Annotated in this window: 15 protein-coding genes and 1 tRNA gene; 9 read left to right on the top strand and 7 right to left on the bottom strand. The window is 51.6% G+C overall.

Annotated features, from left to right (window positions below):
• Both AACZ40_RS19910 and AACZ40_RS19915 read right to left on the bottom strand, forming a co-directional pair.
• Positions 1-255: hypothetical protein (locus AACZ40_RS19910; protein WP_339675564.1), on the bottom strand; the 255-nt coding region annotated here is incomplete at its 3' end.
• 71 nt (positions 256-326) lie between these two features.
• On the bottom strand, positions 327-1295 hold the full coding sequence (locus AACZ40_RS19915) for an SgcJ/EcaC family oxidoreductase (RefSeq protein WP_291166607.1): 969 nt from the start codon (positions 1293-1295) through the stop codon (positions 327-329).
• Between the two features lie 361 nt (positions 1296-1656).
• Between AACZ40_RS19915 and mprF the strand changes: the two genes are divergently transcribed.
• The 7 genes from mprF (at position 1657) to AACZ40_RS19950 (ending at position 12145) form a co-directional block, all read left to right on the top strand.
• Complete coding sequence (mprF, locus tag AACZ40_RS19920) at positions 1657-4203, top strand: bifunctional lysylphosphatidylglycerol flippase/synthetase MprF (protein WP_291166605.1); 2547 nt, start codon at positions 1657-1659, stop codon at positions 4201-4203.
• Positions 4154-6268, top strand: a complete 2115-nt coding sequence (locus AACZ40_RS19925) for an isoamylase (RefSeq protein WP_291166604.1) — start codon at positions 4154-4156, stop codon at positions 6266-6268. The genes mprF and AACZ40_RS19925 overlap by 50 nt, the downstream gene beginning before the upstream one ends.
• A gap of 73 nt (positions 6269-6341) precedes the next feature.
• Positions 6342-6464, top strand: a complete 123-nt coding sequence (locus AACZ40_RS19930; RefSeq protein ID WP_291166602.1) for a hypothetical protein — start codon at positions 6342-6344, stop codon at positions 6462-6464.
• An 87-nt stretch (positions 6465-6551) separates the two neighbouring features.
• The gene (locus AACZ40_RS19935; protein WP_291166600.1) at positions 6552-7829 is read left to right on the top strand and encodes an FAD-dependent oxidoreductase; all 1278 of its coding nucleotides are present in this window, start codon (positions 6552-6554) and stop codon (positions 7827-7829) included.
• Between the two features lie 137 nt (positions 7830-7966).
• Complete coding sequence (locus AACZ40_RS19940) at positions 7967-8983, top strand: prenyltransferase/squalene oxidase repeat-containing protein (protein WP_291166598.1); 1017 nt, start codon at positions 7967-7969, stop codon at positions 8981-8983.
• A gap of 138 nt (positions 8984-9121) precedes the next feature.
• Positions 9122-9970: a DUF6159 family protein gene (locus AACZ40_RS19945; RefSeq protein WP_291166595.1), complete on the top strand. Its 849-nt coding sequence runs from the start codon at positions 9122-9124 to the stop codon at positions 9968-9970.
• A 105-nt stretch (positions 9971-10075) separates the two neighbouring features.
• The gene (locus tag AACZ40_RS19950; RefSeq protein WP_291166593.1) at positions 10076-12145 is read left to right on the top strand and encodes a serine hydrolase; all 2070 of its coding nucleotides are present in this window, start codon (positions 10076-10078) and stop codon (positions 12143-12145) included.
• A 7-nt stretch (positions 12146-12152) separates the two neighbouring features.
• Here the strand turns inward: AACZ40_RS19950 and AACZ40_RS19955 are convergent, their stop codons facing one another.
• The gene (locus tag AACZ40_RS19955) at positions 12153-13259 is read right to left on the bottom strand and encodes an alpha/beta fold hydrolase (protein ID WP_291166591.1); all 1107 of its coding nucleotides are present in this window, start codon (positions 13257-13259) and stop codon (positions 12153-12155) included.
• A gap of 30 nt (positions 13260-13289) precedes the next feature.
• Positions 13290-14633 carry a right-handed parallel beta-helix repeat-containing protein gene (locus AACZ40_RS19960; protein ID WP_291166590.1) on the bottom strand — a complete coding sequence of 448 codons (1344 nt, stop codon included), beginning with the start codon at positions 14631-14633 and terminating at the stop codon, positions 13290-13292.
• A 401-nt stretch (positions 14634-15034) separates the two neighbouring features.
• On the opposite strand from AACZ40_RS19960, the gene AACZ40_RS19965 reads away from it, so the two are divergent.
• Positions 15035-15108 (top strand) — tRNA-Arg (locus AACZ40_RS19965).
• A gap of 117 nt (positions 15109-15225) precedes the next feature.
• Positions 15226-15555 (top strand): hypothetical protein, encoded by a 330-nt coding sequence (locus AACZ40_RS19970; RefSeq protein ID WP_291166588.1) that lies wholly within the window; start codon positions 15226-15228, stop codon positions 15553-15555.
• 101 nt (positions 15556-15656) lie between these two features.
• On the opposite strand, the gene hflC is transcribed toward AACZ40_RS19970, so the two are convergent.
• The 3 genes from hflC to AACZ40_RS19985 form a co-directional block, all read right to left on the bottom strand.
• Positions 15657-16694 (bottom strand): protease modulator HflC, encoded by a 1038-nt coding sequence (gene hflC, locus AACZ40_RS19975; RefSeq protein ID WP_291166586.1) that lies wholly within the window; start codon positions 16692-16694, stop codon positions 15657-15659.
• 45 nt (positions 16695-16739) lie between these two features.
• A complete protein-coding gene (hflK, locus tag AACZ40_RS19980) occupies positions 16740-17747 on the bottom strand; it encodes an FtsH protease activity modulator HflK (RefSeq protein WP_291166584.1) in 1008 nt (335 codons plus the stop codon).
• Positions 17748-18120: 373 nt separating this feature from the next.
• Positions 18121-19497: an FAD-dependent oxidoreductase gene (locus AACZ40_RS19985; protein ID WP_291166582.1), complete on the bottom strand. Its 1377-nt coding sequence runs from the start codon at positions 19495-19497 to the stop codon at positions 18121-18123.
• Between the last annotated feature and the right edge of the window lie 214 nt (positions 19498-19711).

Below are 19711 nucleotides of genomic sequence, written 5' to 3' on the forward strand. Positions count from 1 at the left end.
GCCGTTTCCCGGAGGATACCCATATTTCCCGTCAGCACCGCCGCCAGCACCGCCGAAGCCTCCTCCGCCACCGCGGAAACTGCCACCACCTCCACCGCCTCCAAAGCCGCCGCCGCCACCTCCGAAGCCGCCCCCTCCGCCGCCGCGGAAACCACCGCCCCCGCCTCCAAACCCGCCACGCGCCCAGGTTTGAGACAGTTCGGGATTGAATAAGCCGACTGCTGTAACAGCGATCAGTGTGATGAATAGTTTCATGTCTGATATCCCCAAATTTCAAATTTTGTCAGTTTATATTTTATACCGGGAAGAGCGAGTCAGATTGCAAATCAATCTCGCTTCGAGACCACTTCAAGTGCATCTGGTAATTCAGTGCCATTGACGAACCGATTGACCGACTGCCAGCGACAGCCGTTATGATCGATTTTTGTAACGATATTATTCGCGCTGGTGAGCATACCATTCGCCATCACGCCGCGAGATTCAATCGCCCAGCCATTTTCCACCGGCATCCAGATTCCGATGGCATGACTGCCATCTGCATTGAAGGTCCAGGACATGATGTCACCAGTCAAGGGATCAATTCCGATGATCTGCACACCCCTCTGCTGTGATTTTTTTCCGGAATTGGTAACAAAAGTTCGTTCGATGAATTTCTTGCCTGGCAACCAGCGATAAATGGTCTTCAATGTGACCCCTTCGTCCTCTGTCGTCCAGGTTCCAATCAACCATTCCAGATCCTTCAGGTTAATTTGTGCCGCGGAAGGGGTAGCCACCGATTCATTCACGCTGACCATCTTCCACTGTCCATCCTGTTTCAAATGGGTCGCGGTATAGCGGCTGAAAGCGGGAGGAGTCTCAGGGACGGTCACAACGGTCCGCCCCTCTTCTATCGCCAGGCGATCACCGATTTCACGGACCGCATCGACGGAGATCTGAATTTTTGCGCCTTTGTTGTTTTTGAAGTATTCCGTATACATTTTCTGAATTTCAGAGCGACCCGCCAGACGTTTCCCACTGCCATCGACATATTCCCCCTCGGGAGCCCAGAATCCAGCAACCTGTTCTGCATCCCCGGCATCAAAAGCCTGTTTAAACTTCTCTGCCACTTTTTTAACTGCTGCCTGTGCGCCGGAGGGAGATTGTTTTTCCTGAACTTCTACAACCTCCGGCTCCCCGCCTGAAGCGAGTGGCGTCCTCTGAAACTGTGCCTGCAGTGCAGCACTGTCCCACAAGAAAAATAACGAGAAAGCAGATACGGTAAGACCAGAGCGGGTCAATCGCGGTAGAAGATTCATTCTGACATCTTTCAGATATGGTTTTGAAATTCGCATGCGTTGTGTGAGAGAGTCGACAGACTGCTCCAAAAGCCACAGTCCGTGGTTTTATTCTATTCCTGTCTGTTCAATATTGCACGCATAATTTATGATCTCTTTCAGAAAATTCACGAGCCGTTTCATGTAACGAGACCAGTTTAACACTGACGGCAACATTCCCGGATTCCTGCATCACCAATGCGTAACATGATTAAATAATTCATCTAAATACCAGAGTTCTTCCCTGCTGATCACGGAAATGACTTTGATTCAGCAGGACAGATCAGTGAACCCGAATCAGTTTCTTTTGAGCCACCAGCACCTCTGTCAGTAAGAATCATTGATGCTTCATCGTCTTAAACAACTTGCTCCCCTGGCGGTGATTGCCATTTTCATGGGGGCAATCTGGCTGCTGTCCCGGGAATTGAAACATTACAATATACACGATATCCGCAAGGCCATTACCCACATTCCCGCCTGGAGACTCTGGGCAGCGGGCGGACTGACGGTCATTAATTACCTGGTCCTGATCGGTTATGACTATCTGGCGGTCCGCGCCATACAGCATCCGCTCTCTCTAGGAAAAATCTCCCTGGCTTCTTTTACCGGTTTCGTAACCAGTTACAATTTCGGCGCAGTGCTGGGAGGGACTTCTGTCCGCTATCGCCTGTATTCCACCTGGGGACTCTCAGCAGTGGAAATACTGCAACTGGTGATCATGCTGGGAACCACTTACTGGATTGGCGTGTTTGCTTTAGCCGGAATCGTCTTCGTCTCCCACCCCTTCCCGATCCCTGCCTCGTTACATCTGCCTTTTGAAAATGTGCAACCGGTGGGATATATCCTGCTGGCGGTCGCCGCCTGTTATACTTCGCTGACTTTAATTCGCACGAAACCAGTCAGCATCAAAGGAATTCAACTCAAACTCCCCGGCACCGGGATGACGTTACTGCAGCTGGCAGTCTCCGCCATTGATCTGATTCTGGTCGCATTCATTGTATATACGTTGCTCGCAGGTGACATTTCCATTGGATACGGTGAATTTCTGGGAATCTTCCTGATGGCGACAGTCACGGTTGTCCTCTCACATGTCCCCGGCGGAGTGGGTGTGTTTGAACTGGTCATGCTGTCTTTACTCGCGTCTCCCGATTCAGGACAAATCCTCGCCTGTCTTTTGGTATTTCGAGTGATTTATTACCTGATCCCTCTGTTTGCCGCTGTCATTCTGCTGGGATTACATGAACTGTCACTCAATCGAGGGCTGGCTTCACGGGTCATACAGGAAACGAGCCGCTGGTCGAATGCGATTGCCCCATTGATCCTCTCCTGGTGTACCCTGCTGGCTGGTGCCGCTCTGCTGATTTCCGGAGCCACTCCGATCGTCACCGCCCGCATCGGATCCCTGCAACAGACGCTCCCATTGCCTCTCATTGAAGTTTCGCATTTCGTGGGAAGCCTGACCGGAGCTGCCCTGCTGGTCCTGGCCCGGGGCCTGCAACGCCGCCTGGACTCAGCCTGGTGGCTGATTACTTCACTGTTAAGTGTAGGAATTGTGGTCTCCCTGATGAAAGGCTTTGATTTTGAGGAAGCAATCCTGCTGGGCATACTGCTGTTTGCCTTACTGATCAGTCGCAAACAGTATTATCGAAAAGGCGCTTTGATCCATGCCCGCTTCAGCCCGGGCTGGGCAGGGACGATTCTGACAATCGTGGTCTGTTCAATCTGGCTGGGCATGTTTGCCTATCGCCATGTCGAATACTCCGACGAACTCTGGTGGGCTTTTACGGTCAAAGGGAATGCCTCCCGTTTTCTGCGAGGCAGCGTCGGCGCCATTGCCGTCATTCTCCTGTTTGCATTTTCCCGACTGGTCGCAGCCCACAAACCTCGTGCGCTGCCGCCCACTCCCTCTGAACTGGAAGTTGTGAAACAGCTGGTTCGGTCATCACCTCAGACTTCAACGCAACTCGCATTGCTGGGTGACAAATCCCTGCTGTTTAATGCTCAGCAGACAGCCTGCATTATGTATGGCGTGCAAAATCGTTCCTGGATCTCACTCGGCGATCCCATCGGGGCAGAGACAGAAAGGGGAGAGCTGATCTGGCAGTTCCGGGAGCTGGTCGACTGTTATGACGGCTGGCCCGTCTTTTATCAGGTTAAGCCTGAAAATCTACCGCTGTATCTCGACCAGGGACTGACGATCCTCAAACTGGGAGAAGAAGCACGCGTCCCCCTCGATTCGTTTGATCTGCAGGGGGGCAAGCGACGGAAGCTCAGGCAGGCCATCAACCATTGTGAAAAAGACCTGTGTGAGTTTGGGCTGGTTCCCCGGGACGGTGTCCCTGAAATACTCGATGAACTCAGGCTGATTTCCGATGCCTGGCTCCATGCCAAAGGGGTAAATGAAAAAGGCTTTTCGCTTGGTTATTTTGATGAAGCTTATCTCAAGCAGTTTCCCATCGCCGTCGTCAGACAGCAGGGACGCCTCATCGCGTTTGCCAATGTGCTGGAAGGAGCAGGTAAAGAGGAACTCTCAGCCGACCTGATGCGACATCTCCCCGAAGCGCCGCCGGGAGTCATGGAATACCTGTTTGCAGAATTACTTCTCTGGGGCAGGCAGGAGGGTTATCAGTGGTTCAACTTCGGTATGGCTCCCCTGTCCGGTATTGACAACCGTCACCTGTCCCCGATCTGGAACCGGACGGCAAATCTTATTTTTCGGTATGGCGATCATTTTTATGGCTTTGAGGGATTGAGAAGTTATAAAGAGAAGTTTGATCCTGTGTGGACTCCCAAATACCTGGCGTCTCCCGGCGGAATGGCATTGCCTCAGATTTTATCTGATGTGGTCGCGATCATTGGTAAAAACCAGTCAAATTCAAATCGGACGTAACAGCATGGACCACTGGGATAAAATCGAAGGATCGCCTGTACAACTGGGGGAGACCTGGGTTGCTTCTGAAGATGCCTATAATTTTGCGATTTATTCCAAACACGCTAAACAGGTCTCCCTGCTCTTTTTCACGGAAGACGACCTGTATCATCCGGTTTATGTTTTTGATTTTGAGCCCCATCGCAACAAAACAGCAGAAATCTGGCATTGTCGGATCCCGGCTGCGAAAATACGCCCCGCCAGGTACTATGCCTACCAGGTAGATGGTCCTTCCCCTGCAGCCCCGTACCACTGGCATGCATTTGATGCCGAAAAACTGTTGATTGATCCTTACTCCCGTAACATCTACTTCCCTCCCGGATTTGAAAGAGAAGCAGCCTGCCATCCCGGAAGCAATATCGGACGCGCTCCCCTGTCCGTATTACAGTCGATCGAGTGTGCATTCAACTGGGACGATGATCAGCCGATTCACCATACTTCTGATTTGATTATCTATGAAATGCACGTGCGTGGATTCACCAGGCGTGATAACTCGGGAGTCTCAGAGGCGGCACGGGGAACCTTTGCAGGAGTGATCGAAAAAATTCCCTACCTGCAGGAACTGGGAATCACTGCCGTCGAACTGCTGCCCGTTTATCAGTTCGACACACGCGACGGCAATTACTGGGGATACATGCCCCTGGGATTCTTCGCGCCACACGATGGATACTGCATGTCCACAGATACCTGTGAACGACACATTGAATTTTGTGAGATGGTCAAGGCCCTGCATCGGGCGGGGATCGAGGTCATTCTTGATGTTGTCTACAATCATACGGGTGAAGGCAACGAGGACGGACCAACCTACAACTTTAAAGGCATCGATAATACAACCTACTACACGTTGACCGGCGACCCGGAAGCGCCGTTCGCCAATTACTCGGGAGCAGGAAATACGCTGCACACAGCCAACCGGGCTGTCCGTAAAATGATCGTCGACAGTCTGCATTACTGGGTCAAAGAAATGCATGTGGACGGTTTTCGTTTTGATCTGGCCAGCGTGCTCACCAGGAAAGCAGATGGCAGCATTGAAGACTCAAACCCGACAACCCTTGGACAGATCGGTTCCGACTCCGGATTGGCCGGCAGACGATTTATCGCGGAACCGTGGGACGCCGGGGGTGCCTTTCAGCTGGGCTCTCGTTTTCCCGGACATCGCTGGATGCAGTGGAATGCCGCCTATCGGGATACGCTGCAAAAATTTGTCCGCGGCGACGAGGGACAGATAGCGGATCTGATGACGCGACTGTACGGCAGTTGCGATCTGTTCCCCGATGACTGTCTGCACGCACTCAGGCCCTATCAGAGCATCAATTATATCACTTCGCATGACGGCTTCTCCCTGTATGACATGGTGTCATTCAATCAGAAGCGGAACTGGGAAAACGGCCAGCACAATGAAGATGGGACTCACGATTACAGCTGGAACTGTGGCTGGGAGGGGACGGACGCTCCCGCAGAGGTGATCCAACTGAGAAAGCAGCAGGTCAAAAACTTTTTCACCCTCCTGATGGTTTCGAATGGCACTCCCATGTTCCGGATGGGGGATGAATTTCTGCAGACCCAGGAAGGAAACAACAATCCCTATAATCAGGATAATGAAACCAGCTGGCTGGACTGGAGTCGCCTGGAAGCAAACCAGGATCTGTTCCGTTTTGTAAAACAGTTGATCGCATTTCGCAAAGCGCATTCCTCTCTGTGCCGTTCCCATTTCTGGCGGGAAGACATCAAATGGTACGGCGTCACACGCTATGTCGATCTCAGCCCGTCCTCGAGAACGCTGGCCTTCTGTCTGCACGGCAGAGAAGAACAGGATGCTGACATGTATGTGATGATCAATTCCGCCGCCAATACCTGCTGCTTTGGAATTCATGAAGGCACTCCGGGGGAATGGAAACGAATTGTTGATACTGCCCGGAACAGCCCGCAGGACATCCTGGAAACAGATGCCCTGCAAGACATCACACAGGATACTTATGATGTACAGGCTCGTTCTGTGGTGGTACTGATCAGACAGCACGGTTAAACTGGATACTGTGCTGAAATCATAGACGGGTTTTCTGCAAACGAGTTTTCTGCAAATCAGATGAGGAAGTACAATGGAAGGTATCGCCGAAGTCTTTGGGGGAGTCATGATTGTGTTTGTGATCGTGATTTTTTCACATCGCTATCGGAAACACAAAGCGAAACGGCAAGCGAACGAAACCGAAGATTCATCTTGAATCAACAGGCTGAGAATCCTATGCTGCGGCGTCGCGCTCCCTGAAATTGCGATTCATCAACACCAGTCTTACAGGAGGTAACACGCAGTGAGTGAATCCCACGCCCCTCTCTCTGGATCACAAATCCGCACACGGTGCTGTATTGTCGGCGGAGGTCCTGCCGGTCTCTTTCTGGGTTACCTGTTGGCGCGTACTGGTGTGGAAGTCATCGTTCTGGAAAAGCACAAAGATTTTCTGCGTGATTTTCGCGGCGATACCATTCATCCCTCCACGCTGCAATTATTGCACGAACTGGGACTACTGGATGAGTTTCTCAAAATCGCTGACAAACACTTTGAATCGCTGAACCTGAACTTCGAAGGCCAGCAGATTTCCGGACCTTATTTCACCCATCTGCCAACCGAGTGTAAGTTTATCACGTTTGCTCCCCAGTGGGACTTTCTGAATATGATTGCCAGGCATGCCAGTGAATATCCCAACTTCCAGCTGCATCTGCAGGCCGAAGCGAAACAACTGATACGTGATGGAGAGCATGTCATCGGGGTAAAAGTGAATGGTCTGGACGGAGAATATGAAATCTTTTCCGACCTGGTTGTCGGCGCGGATGGTCGTGGCTCGCAGATGCGAATAGACGCCGGCGTGGAGATTATTGAAAAGGGAATCCCCATCGACGTCCTCTGGTTTCGTGTGGGAAAACAGGGAAACATCGATGATAACACCCTGGCCCGCATCAAAAATGGCCGGATGCTGATTACCATCGATCGCGGAGACTATTTCCAGGCGGGTCTGATTATCCATAAAGGTTTTTTCGACGAAATAAAACAGGAAGGCCTGGAAGCCTTCCGCAACAGAATACAGGAGATTCTTCCCGAACTGGGAGAAGGAGTGGCAGAAATTGACAGCTGGGACAAAGTCAGGCTGCTGACCGTGCAACTGAATCACATCACCAACTGGGCGCAGCCTGGTCTGTTGTTAATTGGTGACGCCGCCCATGCCATGTCACCGGTCGGTGGAGTCGGGGTGAACCTGGCAGTGCAGGATGCGGTCGCGACCGCCAATCTGCTGGCAGACAAACTGTATGAAGGGAGAGTCACTCTGGCCGATCTGCAAGCGGTACAACACCGCCGCGAACGCCCCGCCCTGAAAACACAACGGATGCAGGTCTTTGCCCATCAGCGGCTGTTTGGCGGACACTCCGCGCCAGGAAAACCGGTCTCCGTCGCCTGGGGAATCAGAAAGACTGCCCGACTGTTAGCCCCGATTCTGAAGCGGACCGCCGGCAAGCTGATTGGTATGGGATTTCTGCCTGAGCATATTCAGACTCCGGAACGGGCGGCGAAAAACAGCACTCCCGTCGCTCCGTAAGCCTCAAACTTCTGCGTGGACTCAGAAAACAGAAAAGATTCTGCCCTTTTATTTCCCGTATTGTTAAAATGATTACTGGTTCGGCAGGTTTGATCCCGGACCAGAATCATTCTCAACGTGATACCAGGAAATCAACAATGGCCCGAATCGGATTACTCGCTTCAATCCTCTCTCTGGCTCTGTACGTTCCCATCGTATCACAGGCAGATGAGTCGGTTGAAAATACGCTTCAGATCAAAAATGCGATCCGGAAATCCCTGCCACTGATTGAAACAGCGTCCGCAGGATCAGCACGCGAACGAAAGTGCTTTACCTGCCACAACCAGGCGCTGGCGGTTCTGGTCCTGGATGAAGCCCGCCAGCGGGGATTCACCATCGATGAATCCAATTTCCAGCTGCAGGTCGATCATACAAGGAATCACCTGAAACGAGGGCTGGAAAATTATCGCGCCGGCAAAGGACAGGGAGGCGGACCCGATACGGCCAGCTATGCGTTATGGACACTCGAAATGGCAGGACAAACGCCTGATGAAGTGACGAAGGCTGTCACAGGTTATCTGCTGGAACGCGACAAGAACCACACGCACTGGAACCGGAATTCCACGCGGCCTCCTTCCATGTCTTCAGATACGAACACCAGTTATTTCGTCATCAGGGCACTGCAGACCTTTGGCAGTGAATCGCAGCAACCTGAAATCACCGCCCGCATCACGAAGGCCCGGCAGTGGCTCCTCGATCTGAAACCTGCTTCGACAGAAGAACGTGCTTTTCAGTTACGCTGCTTTCAGTTGCTCAGTATTGACAATACGATTCATCAAACATCCGTGAACGAATTATTGAAGCTGCAGAATGCCGATGGTGGCTGGTCTCAATTGCCCGACATGCAGAGTGATGCCTATGCGACGGGAACCGTTCTGGTCGCTTTATTGCGTTCCCATCTGGTTGATGCTGACCACGGTGCCATCCGTAAAGGCATTCAATATCTGATTGATACCCAGCAGCAGGATGGTTCGTGGCAGGTAATCAGCCATGCGAAACCCTTTCAAACTTATTATGAAACCGGCTTTCCTTATGGAAAAGATCAGTTTATCTCGGTCACAGCCAGCAGCTGGGCCACCGTCGCTCTACTACTGACTCTGCCAAAAGTGGATTGAAGGCCAGGATTCCCGTTTCGCTCATACCGATTTTTCTGATATAACCTCAGCCTGAATACTTCCTGTTGAAAACACAGGGAAGTCAATGGCGACTCTTTTCCACTCAGATTCAGAATCATATCAGAAGGCTGACAGAACATGTTTGAACGTATTGCTAATGGCTGGGCATTATCGAAGCAGAGCTTTCGGGTGTTAATGCTGGATAAAGAACTGCTGCTGTTCCCCATCATGAGCGGCATTTCCTGCCTGCTGGTTTTAGCCAGCTTTGCATTGCCACTCTGGGGCAGTAAATACTTCGACACCATTATGAATGAGCAGCAGGCCCCGCAGGACCCCCTGGCTTACGTGATTTTATTCGCCTTCTATTTTGTCAATTATTTTGTGATCATTTTCTTCAACTCCGCTTTGATGGCCTGTGCGATTATCCGTCTGAAGGGAGGCAATCCCGGTGTGAGTGACGGGTTCAACGCCGCACTGAATCGACTGCCTCAAATTGCAGGCTGGGCTCTGGTCAGCGCGACGGTCGGTTTCATTCTGAAAATGATCGAATCACGGTCCGAACGAGTCGGGCAGATTGTCGCCGGTCTGCTGGGAATGGCCTGGTCGATCACCACCTACTTTGTCATCCCTGTACTCGTTGTGGAAAAAAAGAATCCCATCGAATCCATGAAACGCTCGGTAGGAATTTTACGCGAAACATGGGGTGAATCTCTGGTGGCCAACTTTGGAATCGGAGCAATCATGTTCCTGATCATGATTCCCGTTTTTCTCGTACTCGCTGGTGGCGGCATGCTGATCGCTGCGGGAAATGTAATGTGGGGAGGAGTCCTCCTTGGTTGTGGAATACTGTCAATTCTGTTGATCTCCCTGGTCTCTTCTGCAGTCCATGCCATTCTGATTGCCGCGATTTATCTCTTCGCAGCCGAAGGGGAAGCGCCGCAGGAGTTCGATAAAACCCTGATCGCCCACGCTTTTAATCGAAAATGAGCCTTAAGAAGCAGCGGCAAACAGAAAATCCTTGAGATAGCGTCTGCCAGCATCTATGATCGGATGGGTCTATTGCTCCCCCGATTTTCTGCCGAGGACATCTCCATGGCTTTGCGTGTGCTACTTGTTATCTGCTTCTCTTATTTGCCCGCCGCAGTTTCTGCTGAAGAGCCTGAGATTCAACTGCAGTTGAACCCCTTCATCTATCAGCGACAGATTACGCGATTGAGCAAACAGGGTTTTACAGCAACTGACCTGAGTGTCTATGCAGGCCAGCGATCAGAGCGATTTGCCCTCATGGGAATCAAACAGCCTGAATCGAAAGACTGGAGGGCCTTGCATGGGCTGGATGAAAAGCAGCTGGAGAGCCGACTGAAACAGCATGCCGCAGAGGGATTTCACCCGCAGGTCATCAGCGGCTATGAGAAAAGAGGGGAACCAAGGTTCGCCGTCATACTTAAAAAGTCAGCGGAAGCCAGCCCGGTTCTCAAGCATTCGCTTTCGGGTGCTCAACTTCAAGACACTCTGAAATCCCTGCAGGAAGAGGGCTACGCGCCAAGTCAACTGGATGGCTACACTATTGATAACCAGACGTTCCACGCGGGCATCTGGAAAAAACAGGGGGAGACCGCCTGGGAGGCCACCTGCCAGATCCCGTCCAGCCAGTTTCAAGCAACCTTTGATGATTACACCTCGAAAGGATTCCGACTCGTTGACCTGTCTGGCTATGGTGAAAACGGGACGGCCGTTTATCATGCTATCTGGTCGAAGGCAGCCGGGCCGTCATGGAAGTCTCAATTCCACCTCACTCCGGATCAGTTTCAGCAAGCCAACAAAGAAAGACTCGCCGAACAATATGAATTGACCAGTCTCGATGCGTACTCCCTCAATGACCAGCCATTTTTTACAGGAATCTGGGAGAAGATCTCCCCGGAGAAACGGATTGAATTACCACTCTGGAAATCTCCCGATGCGATTCCCATGACGGGCCTGGATCAAAAAGAATTCGCTTCACTGGATGAATCGATCAAAGACTTCATGATGCTGCATAACCCGCCGGGGATGGCCGTCGCAGTCAGCTACCGTGGTCGACTCGTTTATGCACGCGGTTTTGGATATGCAGATAAAGAGACCGAAGAACTGGTACAGCCCGACAGTCAATTTCGAATTGCCAGTCTATCCAAGCCGATCACCGCTGTCGCCATTCTGAAGCTGGTAGAACAGGGTAAACTGCAACTCGACAGCCGCGTATTTGATGTACTGAAACAGTATCAGCGTCTGCTCATTCAAAAGAACGTTGATCCACGCCTGAAAGACATTACCATTCAACAGCTGCTGAATCACACAGCCGGCTGGGATTCTAAAGATTCATTTGACCCGATGTTTCGTTCGGTTACTTTTGCAGAACAGCTGGGTAAACCCTCCCCCGTGGACAGCGATGACATTATTCGCATCATGCTGGAACAGCCACTCGATTTTAAGCCGGGCGAACGCTTTGCCTACTCCAATTTCGGTTACTGTTTACTGGGGCGGATCATTGAAGAGGTCAGTGGTCAGACCTATGAGGATTACATCCAACAGGCAATCTGCGAACCACTGCACATGAGTGAGACACAGCTGGGAAAAACACTTCTGGAGGGTCGCAGTGAGAAAGAAGTCAAGTACCACAGTCCACTGCAGGGGAGCTCTGTTTTCGCTGCGAATTTACGCGAGCAGGTCCCCTCCCCTTACGGTGCCTGGAACCTGGAAGCCATGGACGCTAATGGCGGGTGGATTTCCTCAGCACCAGATCTGGTACGTTTCGCGACAGCGTTTAATATTCCAGACCGCTGTCCGCTTCTGAAGGCAACGACGATTTCAAAGATGTTGGAACGCCCGCCGGGGCGCGCCGGATTCGATGAGAATGGCGAACCCAAGGCCACTTATTACGCCTGTGGCTGGATGGTGCGCCCCATCGACACCGCAGGAAACTCCAATCAATGGCACACCGGTTCCCTGGAAGGAACTTCGACGCTCCTCGTCAGAAGGCTCGATCGGATCAACTGGGCCATTCTGTTCAACAAGCGGAACGGGGTCGATGATAAACGATTGTCGTCACTGATTGATGCGCCCATGCATACCTGGATGAACCGCATCGAACGCTGGCCTGCCAAGGATCAGTTCAAACAGAAATAATACCAGTTCACTTCTTGAGATGATGATCAAAAAACTGGTAAGCCGATTCGCGGGTCTCCGGGGGAAAATCATGTTTTGCTTCCGGGTACAAGGCTTTCAGATTTTCCGGATGCCCTGATAATCGGTAAACAGGTTGCGCAATGCGTATGACATCTTTCACTCCGGATACTTCAAAATTACTGTCGCTGACGGGCGCGCACGCCAGAAATGCACGGGGGGCGAAGCTGGCTACGATTTCCGTAAAATCAAAAGGAACCAGATCCGGGTTGTTCTGATACTTGCCGTTGATGACAGGCATATAGCGATCACTGGTCCAGCCTTTGAGTTGACCCCCATAATATTTATGAAAGCGGGTAAACCCACAACTGGAGACCAGTGCTTTGATCCGGGGATCAAAGGCAGCCGTGAACATTGTGTTGTGCCCTCCCAGGGAATGCCCGATGCAGCCAATGCGATCCCCTTGCACATACTTCAGGGACTGCAACAGATCGAGGGAGCGTTTATTGTCATAGACGGCTTTCATCGTGCCACTACGGTATTCAGGGTGTGCTTTGAAATCGTAAGGATATTCACCAAACGAAGGATAATCCGGCGCGAGTGTCACGTAGCCCCGCTCTGCCAGTTCCAGCGCATATTTCAGATTCGGCAGCCCTTTGATTCCTGCAGGCTCCTGTTTGCCCGTACTGGAATTCGTCTGATGCAGACAGAGTATCGCGGGAACAGGATGCTCTGCTGTTGCTGTTTTCGGCACAAACAAATATGCCTTGACCCGCATCTGGGGATCATCGGTATGATACGATATTTTCAATCGTTTCACTGAATCCACAGTGGCCTCTTCCAGGACTTTCATATCCAGGGGAACCGGTTGATCAGGACGGGGAACCTCCCCCATCACCGTCTGCATGTTCGACAGAATATGCCCGCGACGGATTTCCCAGTCTTCCCAGGATTGAACAGGCTGCTTTTTTCCGGCAGGATCAAGATAATAGGAGAGATCCAGATGCTCCTGGTAAACGGGAGCATCTGGCGTTGCTTTCTCAGTCTTTTCAGCACTGTATAAAGCTGAAAAACAGGCAGAGAGACAGACGAAGATACTGACGATTCTTAAAATCACAGCAGCACCTTTCTTAAATGATATCGCTGATTATTTTTCAGCTGGTTTCGAGACTGGTTCTGCGGGCGCGACCAGCGTATTTTTGATGATTGAATCGGTCAACTTTTCATGATCGGATTCGACATCGATCAACAGGTTGTTCCCGAAAAGCACATGCGACGTAGGCTCGATGACCTCTACAGCTTTGGGACGCACGGAAGAAAACAGATTTCCCGAAACGGTGACTCCACGGGTTTTATCAAGAGTCAGGCCGGCTGCTTTGAGATCATTGGTGCGGCGTTTGACCTGTCCGTTCCCTATATAACTGTTGGAAAAGTTATTGCCAGTCACTGTGATCCGCCCCGATTTCGGACCAATCTTTAAAGCGTCAGCTGCCAGCAGCGTAAACGTATTCGCACTGACCGCACAGCCATGGGCATCATCCAGAATAATGCCGCTACCATTGTGCGCAATCACATTGGCAGAGAGTGTAATGCCGTAACATTCCTTATCCAGGGTAATTGCCCGGCCTTTGCATTCTTCAATCATATTAGCGCAGACGATGGAACCATACGTATTTTCAATGATCACACCATCGCGTAAATGGTCATCCAGGTTATTGCCACTCATGCACAGGTTATACCCGTCTGCACACCGCAGAGCATCCAGGTTTTCTTCAAAATGATTTGCCGAGACGACAATGTCATGACAGCCAATCAGGTTCAACCCGGTGGCCTTGTTGTAGGTGATCAGACAATCGGAAACGCGGGGATCTTCAAAACAGAAGTCCAGAAAAATCCCGTCGCTGCCGTGATAGCTGCAGGTGACTCCATGGATGTAAATTTCCTGTACCCATTTGGCATTGATGCCCCGTCCGCTCTTCTCATTTCCCGTCACGCGAAAGTTCTGCAACTGCACACGCCAGATACGGGGCTTCGGATCAGGCTTTCCGTCTGGAAGTTTGGCGTCTTCGGGAGGATGAATGGCGATCGCATCTTTCCCTTCTTCATTTTTATTATGAATGTGTGTTGCAGAGCCAGCACCCATTAACAACACATCACCTTTATTAATGACCAATGGCTGATCAATCTCAAAATGACCAGGAGGCAGCATTACCACTCCCCCTTCTGCGGGAAGTGCATCCAAAGCCTGTTGAATCGATTCATAATTGATCGCGTGGATCACAGGTCGTGCGCCAGGCAGGCGGGCTTTACTTTTCGCTCCCTCTTTTTCCTGACCGGCGATCACGAATCCTGAATTCAAAGAAATCAGGAACGCCAGGGCCAACATCGAAAACTTAACGGCAGTGTGAGAACTTTTCATAACAGGCAGGACCTCTCTCAACTCAGAAATACGGGGCAGGAAGAAAACGGCTTTGGTGAAACCGTCATTCATATCAAAATGCAATTCCGACTGGTGAAACCACACCAGCTTAACTTTCTTTCGTAATTCCACTATCACAACCGAAACAGCGTCAATAGTCAAGTTGCCGGCAAATGGCAGGGCAATAGAGTCGGGTAAGTGAAACGTTTCTAGTTGCGAACGGAAAAATCGCAGGAATACGAATACGAGCCTCAATCAGCCGATGGAAATTCCCCGCGCGGGACGACTTGTAATTTATGCGGGGAATGCTAGAATCGCAGCCCGCAACAGTTGCATCTGTTACTGATTTTAGTAACATAAATGCTCACAACAGGTTGCACTTGCAGCACTGTGCCAGGCGCTCTCAGAATCCGGAAACATCTGAATTTTTTGAGGAACCTGAAACATCTCAGGATAGTCCACTATTCTGACAGGCACCCGTAGCTCAACTGGATAGAGCACCGGTCTTCGGAACCGGGGGTTGGGGGTTCGAATCCCTCCGGGTGTATTAGACATAAACTGAAGTAAATAGTAGGTTTACTTCAACAGCTGGATCAACAATTCCAGGTCCTGACACTACGGTGGATACGGTAATTACCGGTCCGTGGCAGAAAGGATATCCACTATGTCTGTTTCCATCCCCTCTTATCGTCACCACAGGCCCTCCGATCAGACAGTTGTTACCCTCAATGCGCATGACTTCTATCTTAGTAAATGGAAAATGGCAGAGAGCAGACAGGAATACGACCGCCTCATTGCGGAATGGATTTCCAATGGCCGCAGGCTGCCTCAGACGGCCCCCGACGCAGAGCTGTCTCTGGCCGAGCTGGCCGGCTCTTACCTGGACTATGCTGTCGAGTATTATGTCAACGACGGCGTGACCATCAGCGAATACAACTGCATCTCCAATGCACTGAAGCCACAACACCAGTTGTACTCCAGGATCTTACATTAGCAACTTTGGCCCCCCAGGAGCCTGTCCGAATCAGACGGGATCTCGCGGAGCATGATAATTTAATGGCGATCGAAGCGTAAACGCCGACTTGTCTTCTAATTCTATTGCTTATCAGTTTCTGTTTCATTGGGCTCCTGCTCCACTGCCGGAACCGGTGCCGGGGCTTCCGATTTGAGGTAGCGGAAGTAATCGGAGTCGCTGCTGAGTATGGCGGTGACGCCTGCGCCGAGGGATGCCGAATAGCTTTCCAGTGTGCGTAGAAAACTGTAGAACTCGGGGTCACTGCCGAAGGCTTCACTGTAGATGCGGGTCACTTCCGCGTCGGCTTCTCCACGAATGATCTCCGCTTCCTTTTGGGCTTCACTTTTAATCTCGGCAAGCATGCGTTCGGTTTCTCCTTCAATCTCCGAGGCGCGGCCCTGCCCTTCACTCCGGAATTGTTCGGCGATCCGTTGCCGTTCCGCAATCATGCGCTCGAAGACCTGCTGTTGGACCGACTCAACGTAGTCGAGCCGTTTGATCTGGATGTCGACCAGTTCGATCCCATACTGAGGCATCTGCTGCTGTGCGGTTTTGAGAATATCTCGGACCATTTCGCCCCGCCCCGTTTCCACTTTCTGAAGCAGGATCTCTTCTTCCCGTTCTCCAGTCATGGTCCGTTGCAGATCTTCTTCCGTGACCTCCCAATCTTTGGAGCGGACGATATTGACCAGCGGACTGGAGGCGATTTTGTCGCGAACGACCGAATCGAGGATATCATTGAGCCGGTTCCGGCCTCCCGCTTCGTCCTGCACGCTTTGCAGGAATTTGAGGGGATCGACAATCTTCCAGCGGGCGGTGGTATCGACCGAAATGAACTGTTCTTCAACGGTGGGAACCTGATTCGGATCACCATCCCAGGAAAGCAGGCGTTTGTCGAACTTGCGTACTTCCTGAATGAAGGGAATTCGGAAATGAAGACCGGGCTCGGTGACCGGATCGCCGACGGGGGCGCCGAATTGTACGACAATCGCCTGGGTCGCTTCATCGATGGTAAATACCGAAGCGCGAGCGACAATGACAACGACGATAACCAGAACAAACATCAACGGAATGAGGTACTGTCGAAATCCGCCGGAGCGCCGAAATGAAATTGACATGGAAAGCCTCTCACAGGAATGATAAATCGATAATAATAAATCGCGTTAGCGATTCTGGACAGGATTGTTCTTGTCCAGATTGAGCAATGGAATAGGAGATTGTCCTCCCGGTTCAATGACATAAATTTTGCCGAGCGAGGGGAGCACCTTATCGAGTGTTTCCAGGTACATCCGTCGCCGTGTCACTTCGGGAGCAACTTTGTATTCTTTCAGGATCGCTTTGAAGCGGGATGTCTCCCCCAGCGCCCCGTTGACGCGTTCAGCCCGATAACCTTCTGCCGTTTCGACGACCTGCTTCGCTTTGCCTCGCGCGGCCGGGATTTGCTGATTCTGTTTTTTCTCGGCTTCGTTGATCAACTGCTCCTTTTCCTGTTCGGCCTGGTTGACTTCGTTGAATGCCGGTTTGACCGAATCCGGTGGGTTCACATCCTGCAATTCCACGGTCCCGATCCGAACTCCCATGTCGAAGGAATCGAGCAGTCGCTGGATTTCTTCCTTGGCGTTCAGGGCGATTTCGACACGCTTGATTGTCAAAACGTCACTTCCCAGGTTATTGCCGACAATTCTCCGCATCACCGCTTCGGAAATATCCCGAATCGTCTTGTCGACCTGTTCAACCCGGTGCAGATACTTGTTCGGGTCGTCCACGCGGTATTGCACAACCCACTCCACGTCGACAACTTTCAAATCACCGGTCAGCATCAACGATTCATCGCGATGTTCCTCGGATTTACGATAAACGGCGGAGGTGTCTTGCTGAACGGCGGTCCGAAAACCGAATTCCTGTTTAAGCACGCGAGCCGTCGGCACGAATTCCTGCTCGTCGATGCCGAAGGGGAGTTTGAAGTGCAGGCCCGGATCTTTGATCGCGATCACTGCGCCAAACCGTTTGACTACGGCTTGACCTTCCGGCTGGACAGTATAGTAGGACGTGAAAATGCCCCAGAGGATGATCAGTCCCAGGATGACAGACAGGACGATCCACATGACGTGCGATCCGTCGATGTCGGTCAACCATTCATCGAACGGACTTCGCTCTCTGGAATGTCTCATGGCAGAGATACTTTCTTTAAAACAGTCTGATGCAGTGGAAACCGAACGAAACGAACAGTACACTAATCAGCGCGGGAAGCTCAATCAAGTAACTAATTACTGATGACATTCCTCTACTCTAGCTCACTGAAACGGGAATGCAACCCACATCAGAAACGCGGTGTGGACCGATATTTCCATTTTTACTGAGCCTGAATCGTGTGAATCTCACGCCCTTCCAGACAGTTCACAGTCCGAACTCTCATACCAGAATCAACAAGAGCCGTAACCAGTAACACATCCGGTCTGTGATCTTCTTTTTTTCATCAGACAGCCAGTTTTAAATCGACTGTCAATTGGCACTGAAGACACGAAAGTAAAAACGGGAGACAGGCTAAACAACGGCCCCCTGCTCCTGCAGAGTCGTTCGCAACTGTTCGATATCAACTTCGCGGGGGGTGACACGCTGTTTCAGAGAAAGACTGGCTGCGGTTCCTGCAGCCTGACCTGTGGCATAACAGGGGGGAATCACGCGCGCTGAAGCGGCCCCTTCGTGATCTGCGGAAATGGGGCGTCCTGCCACCAGGAGATTACTGACCTCTCGTGGTACGAGGCAGCGATAGGGAATTTCGTAATGATCGGCGTGAATGCCTTCCAGGCGTCCGCGGGGTCCCTGGGGATCATGGATATCAATCGGATAGGAACACTGGGCGATCCCATCTTCGAACTTGCGTCCTTCCAGAACATCCTGACCGTTGAGTACGTAGTCGCCAAGAATATGACGCGTTTCCCTGATGCCCACCTGGCTGCCCGTGGCCAGCAGTTGTGTGTTTTCCAGACCGGGACAATGCGAACGGAAAAAGCGAATCAGATCCCAGGCCTGCCGCCGACTTTCGATTTCGGCGCGAGACAGGTCATCCGGATTTGTTCCATCGACATTCTGAACGCGGGTCGTATTCACACGCCACTGACCGGGGGTCGGCTCGCGATAGATATTCAGAAACTCGCGTTCCAGAGTCCAGTCGCCCGTTTCGCGTGCCTCTTTGACAATACACTCAAACAGGCGTTCTCCCGGATGCAGTTTTTCATGCTCACGCATCCAGGCGATGACACGCTCATCGTCTACATTACCGATCGTCAGAAATAACGTGACTGGCATCATCTTGCCGTCTTCACGGCGTCCCACTTCGAAAGGAGCCCCTGCTTTCGCTGCGATGTCGCCATCACCTGACGTATCAATGACGATTTTCGGTCGCAGCAGTCCGAGGCCGGCTTTATCCAGAATCACAATATCAGAAATGCGATCGCCATCCATGATGACATCAACGAACGAAGTATGAAAACGAATTTGCGCGCCGGAATCGCAGACCATTTCCAGGGCTGCCATCTTGAGTGCTTCCACATGAAAGGGAGTCACGTTGGCATGTCCGAGTTCGATAAATGAACCCCAGGCAGAGCCGGCTTCTGTTGTGGATGGATCTACGGCACCCCCCATCGCCACCATGCGGTCGATGACTTCCTGAAACAGCCCGGCGACGAGCTGTCGTTTTCCATCGGGAGTGTAGGACGTCATAAAGGGCCCTACCATACCGGCCGTGGAGGTTCCCCCCAGAAAACCGTAGCGTTCTACGAGAATCGTCGATGCTCCGTTGCGGGCCGCTGCAGAAGCGGCTGCGACCCCGGCAGAACCGCCGCCAATCACGGCAACATCAATACTGGCTCGGAGTGGAATATCCCAGGTTTTGGTAATGAATTCGGTCTCTGTCGTCATGATGGTCGATCCGGCGGGAGTGAGTCAGGCTATCAGTGCAACCCCCAAAATAGCAATCACTCACGCGGGTCGCAACACAGACACTGCGCGTTCTGAATTCTGAACTGCGCGAGATACCAGAGTTGGATTGATCAGGTCTGCGCAGGCTCTCTATTCTCTTGCTTCAGATTCATGAGCACCGATCCGGATTTCAGGCAGACACTGGTGCGAGTTC

The organism is uncultured Gimesia sp. (assembly GCF_963972345.1).
GTDB lineage: Bacteria > Planctomycetota > Planctomycetia > Planctomycetales > Planctomycetaceae > Gimesia.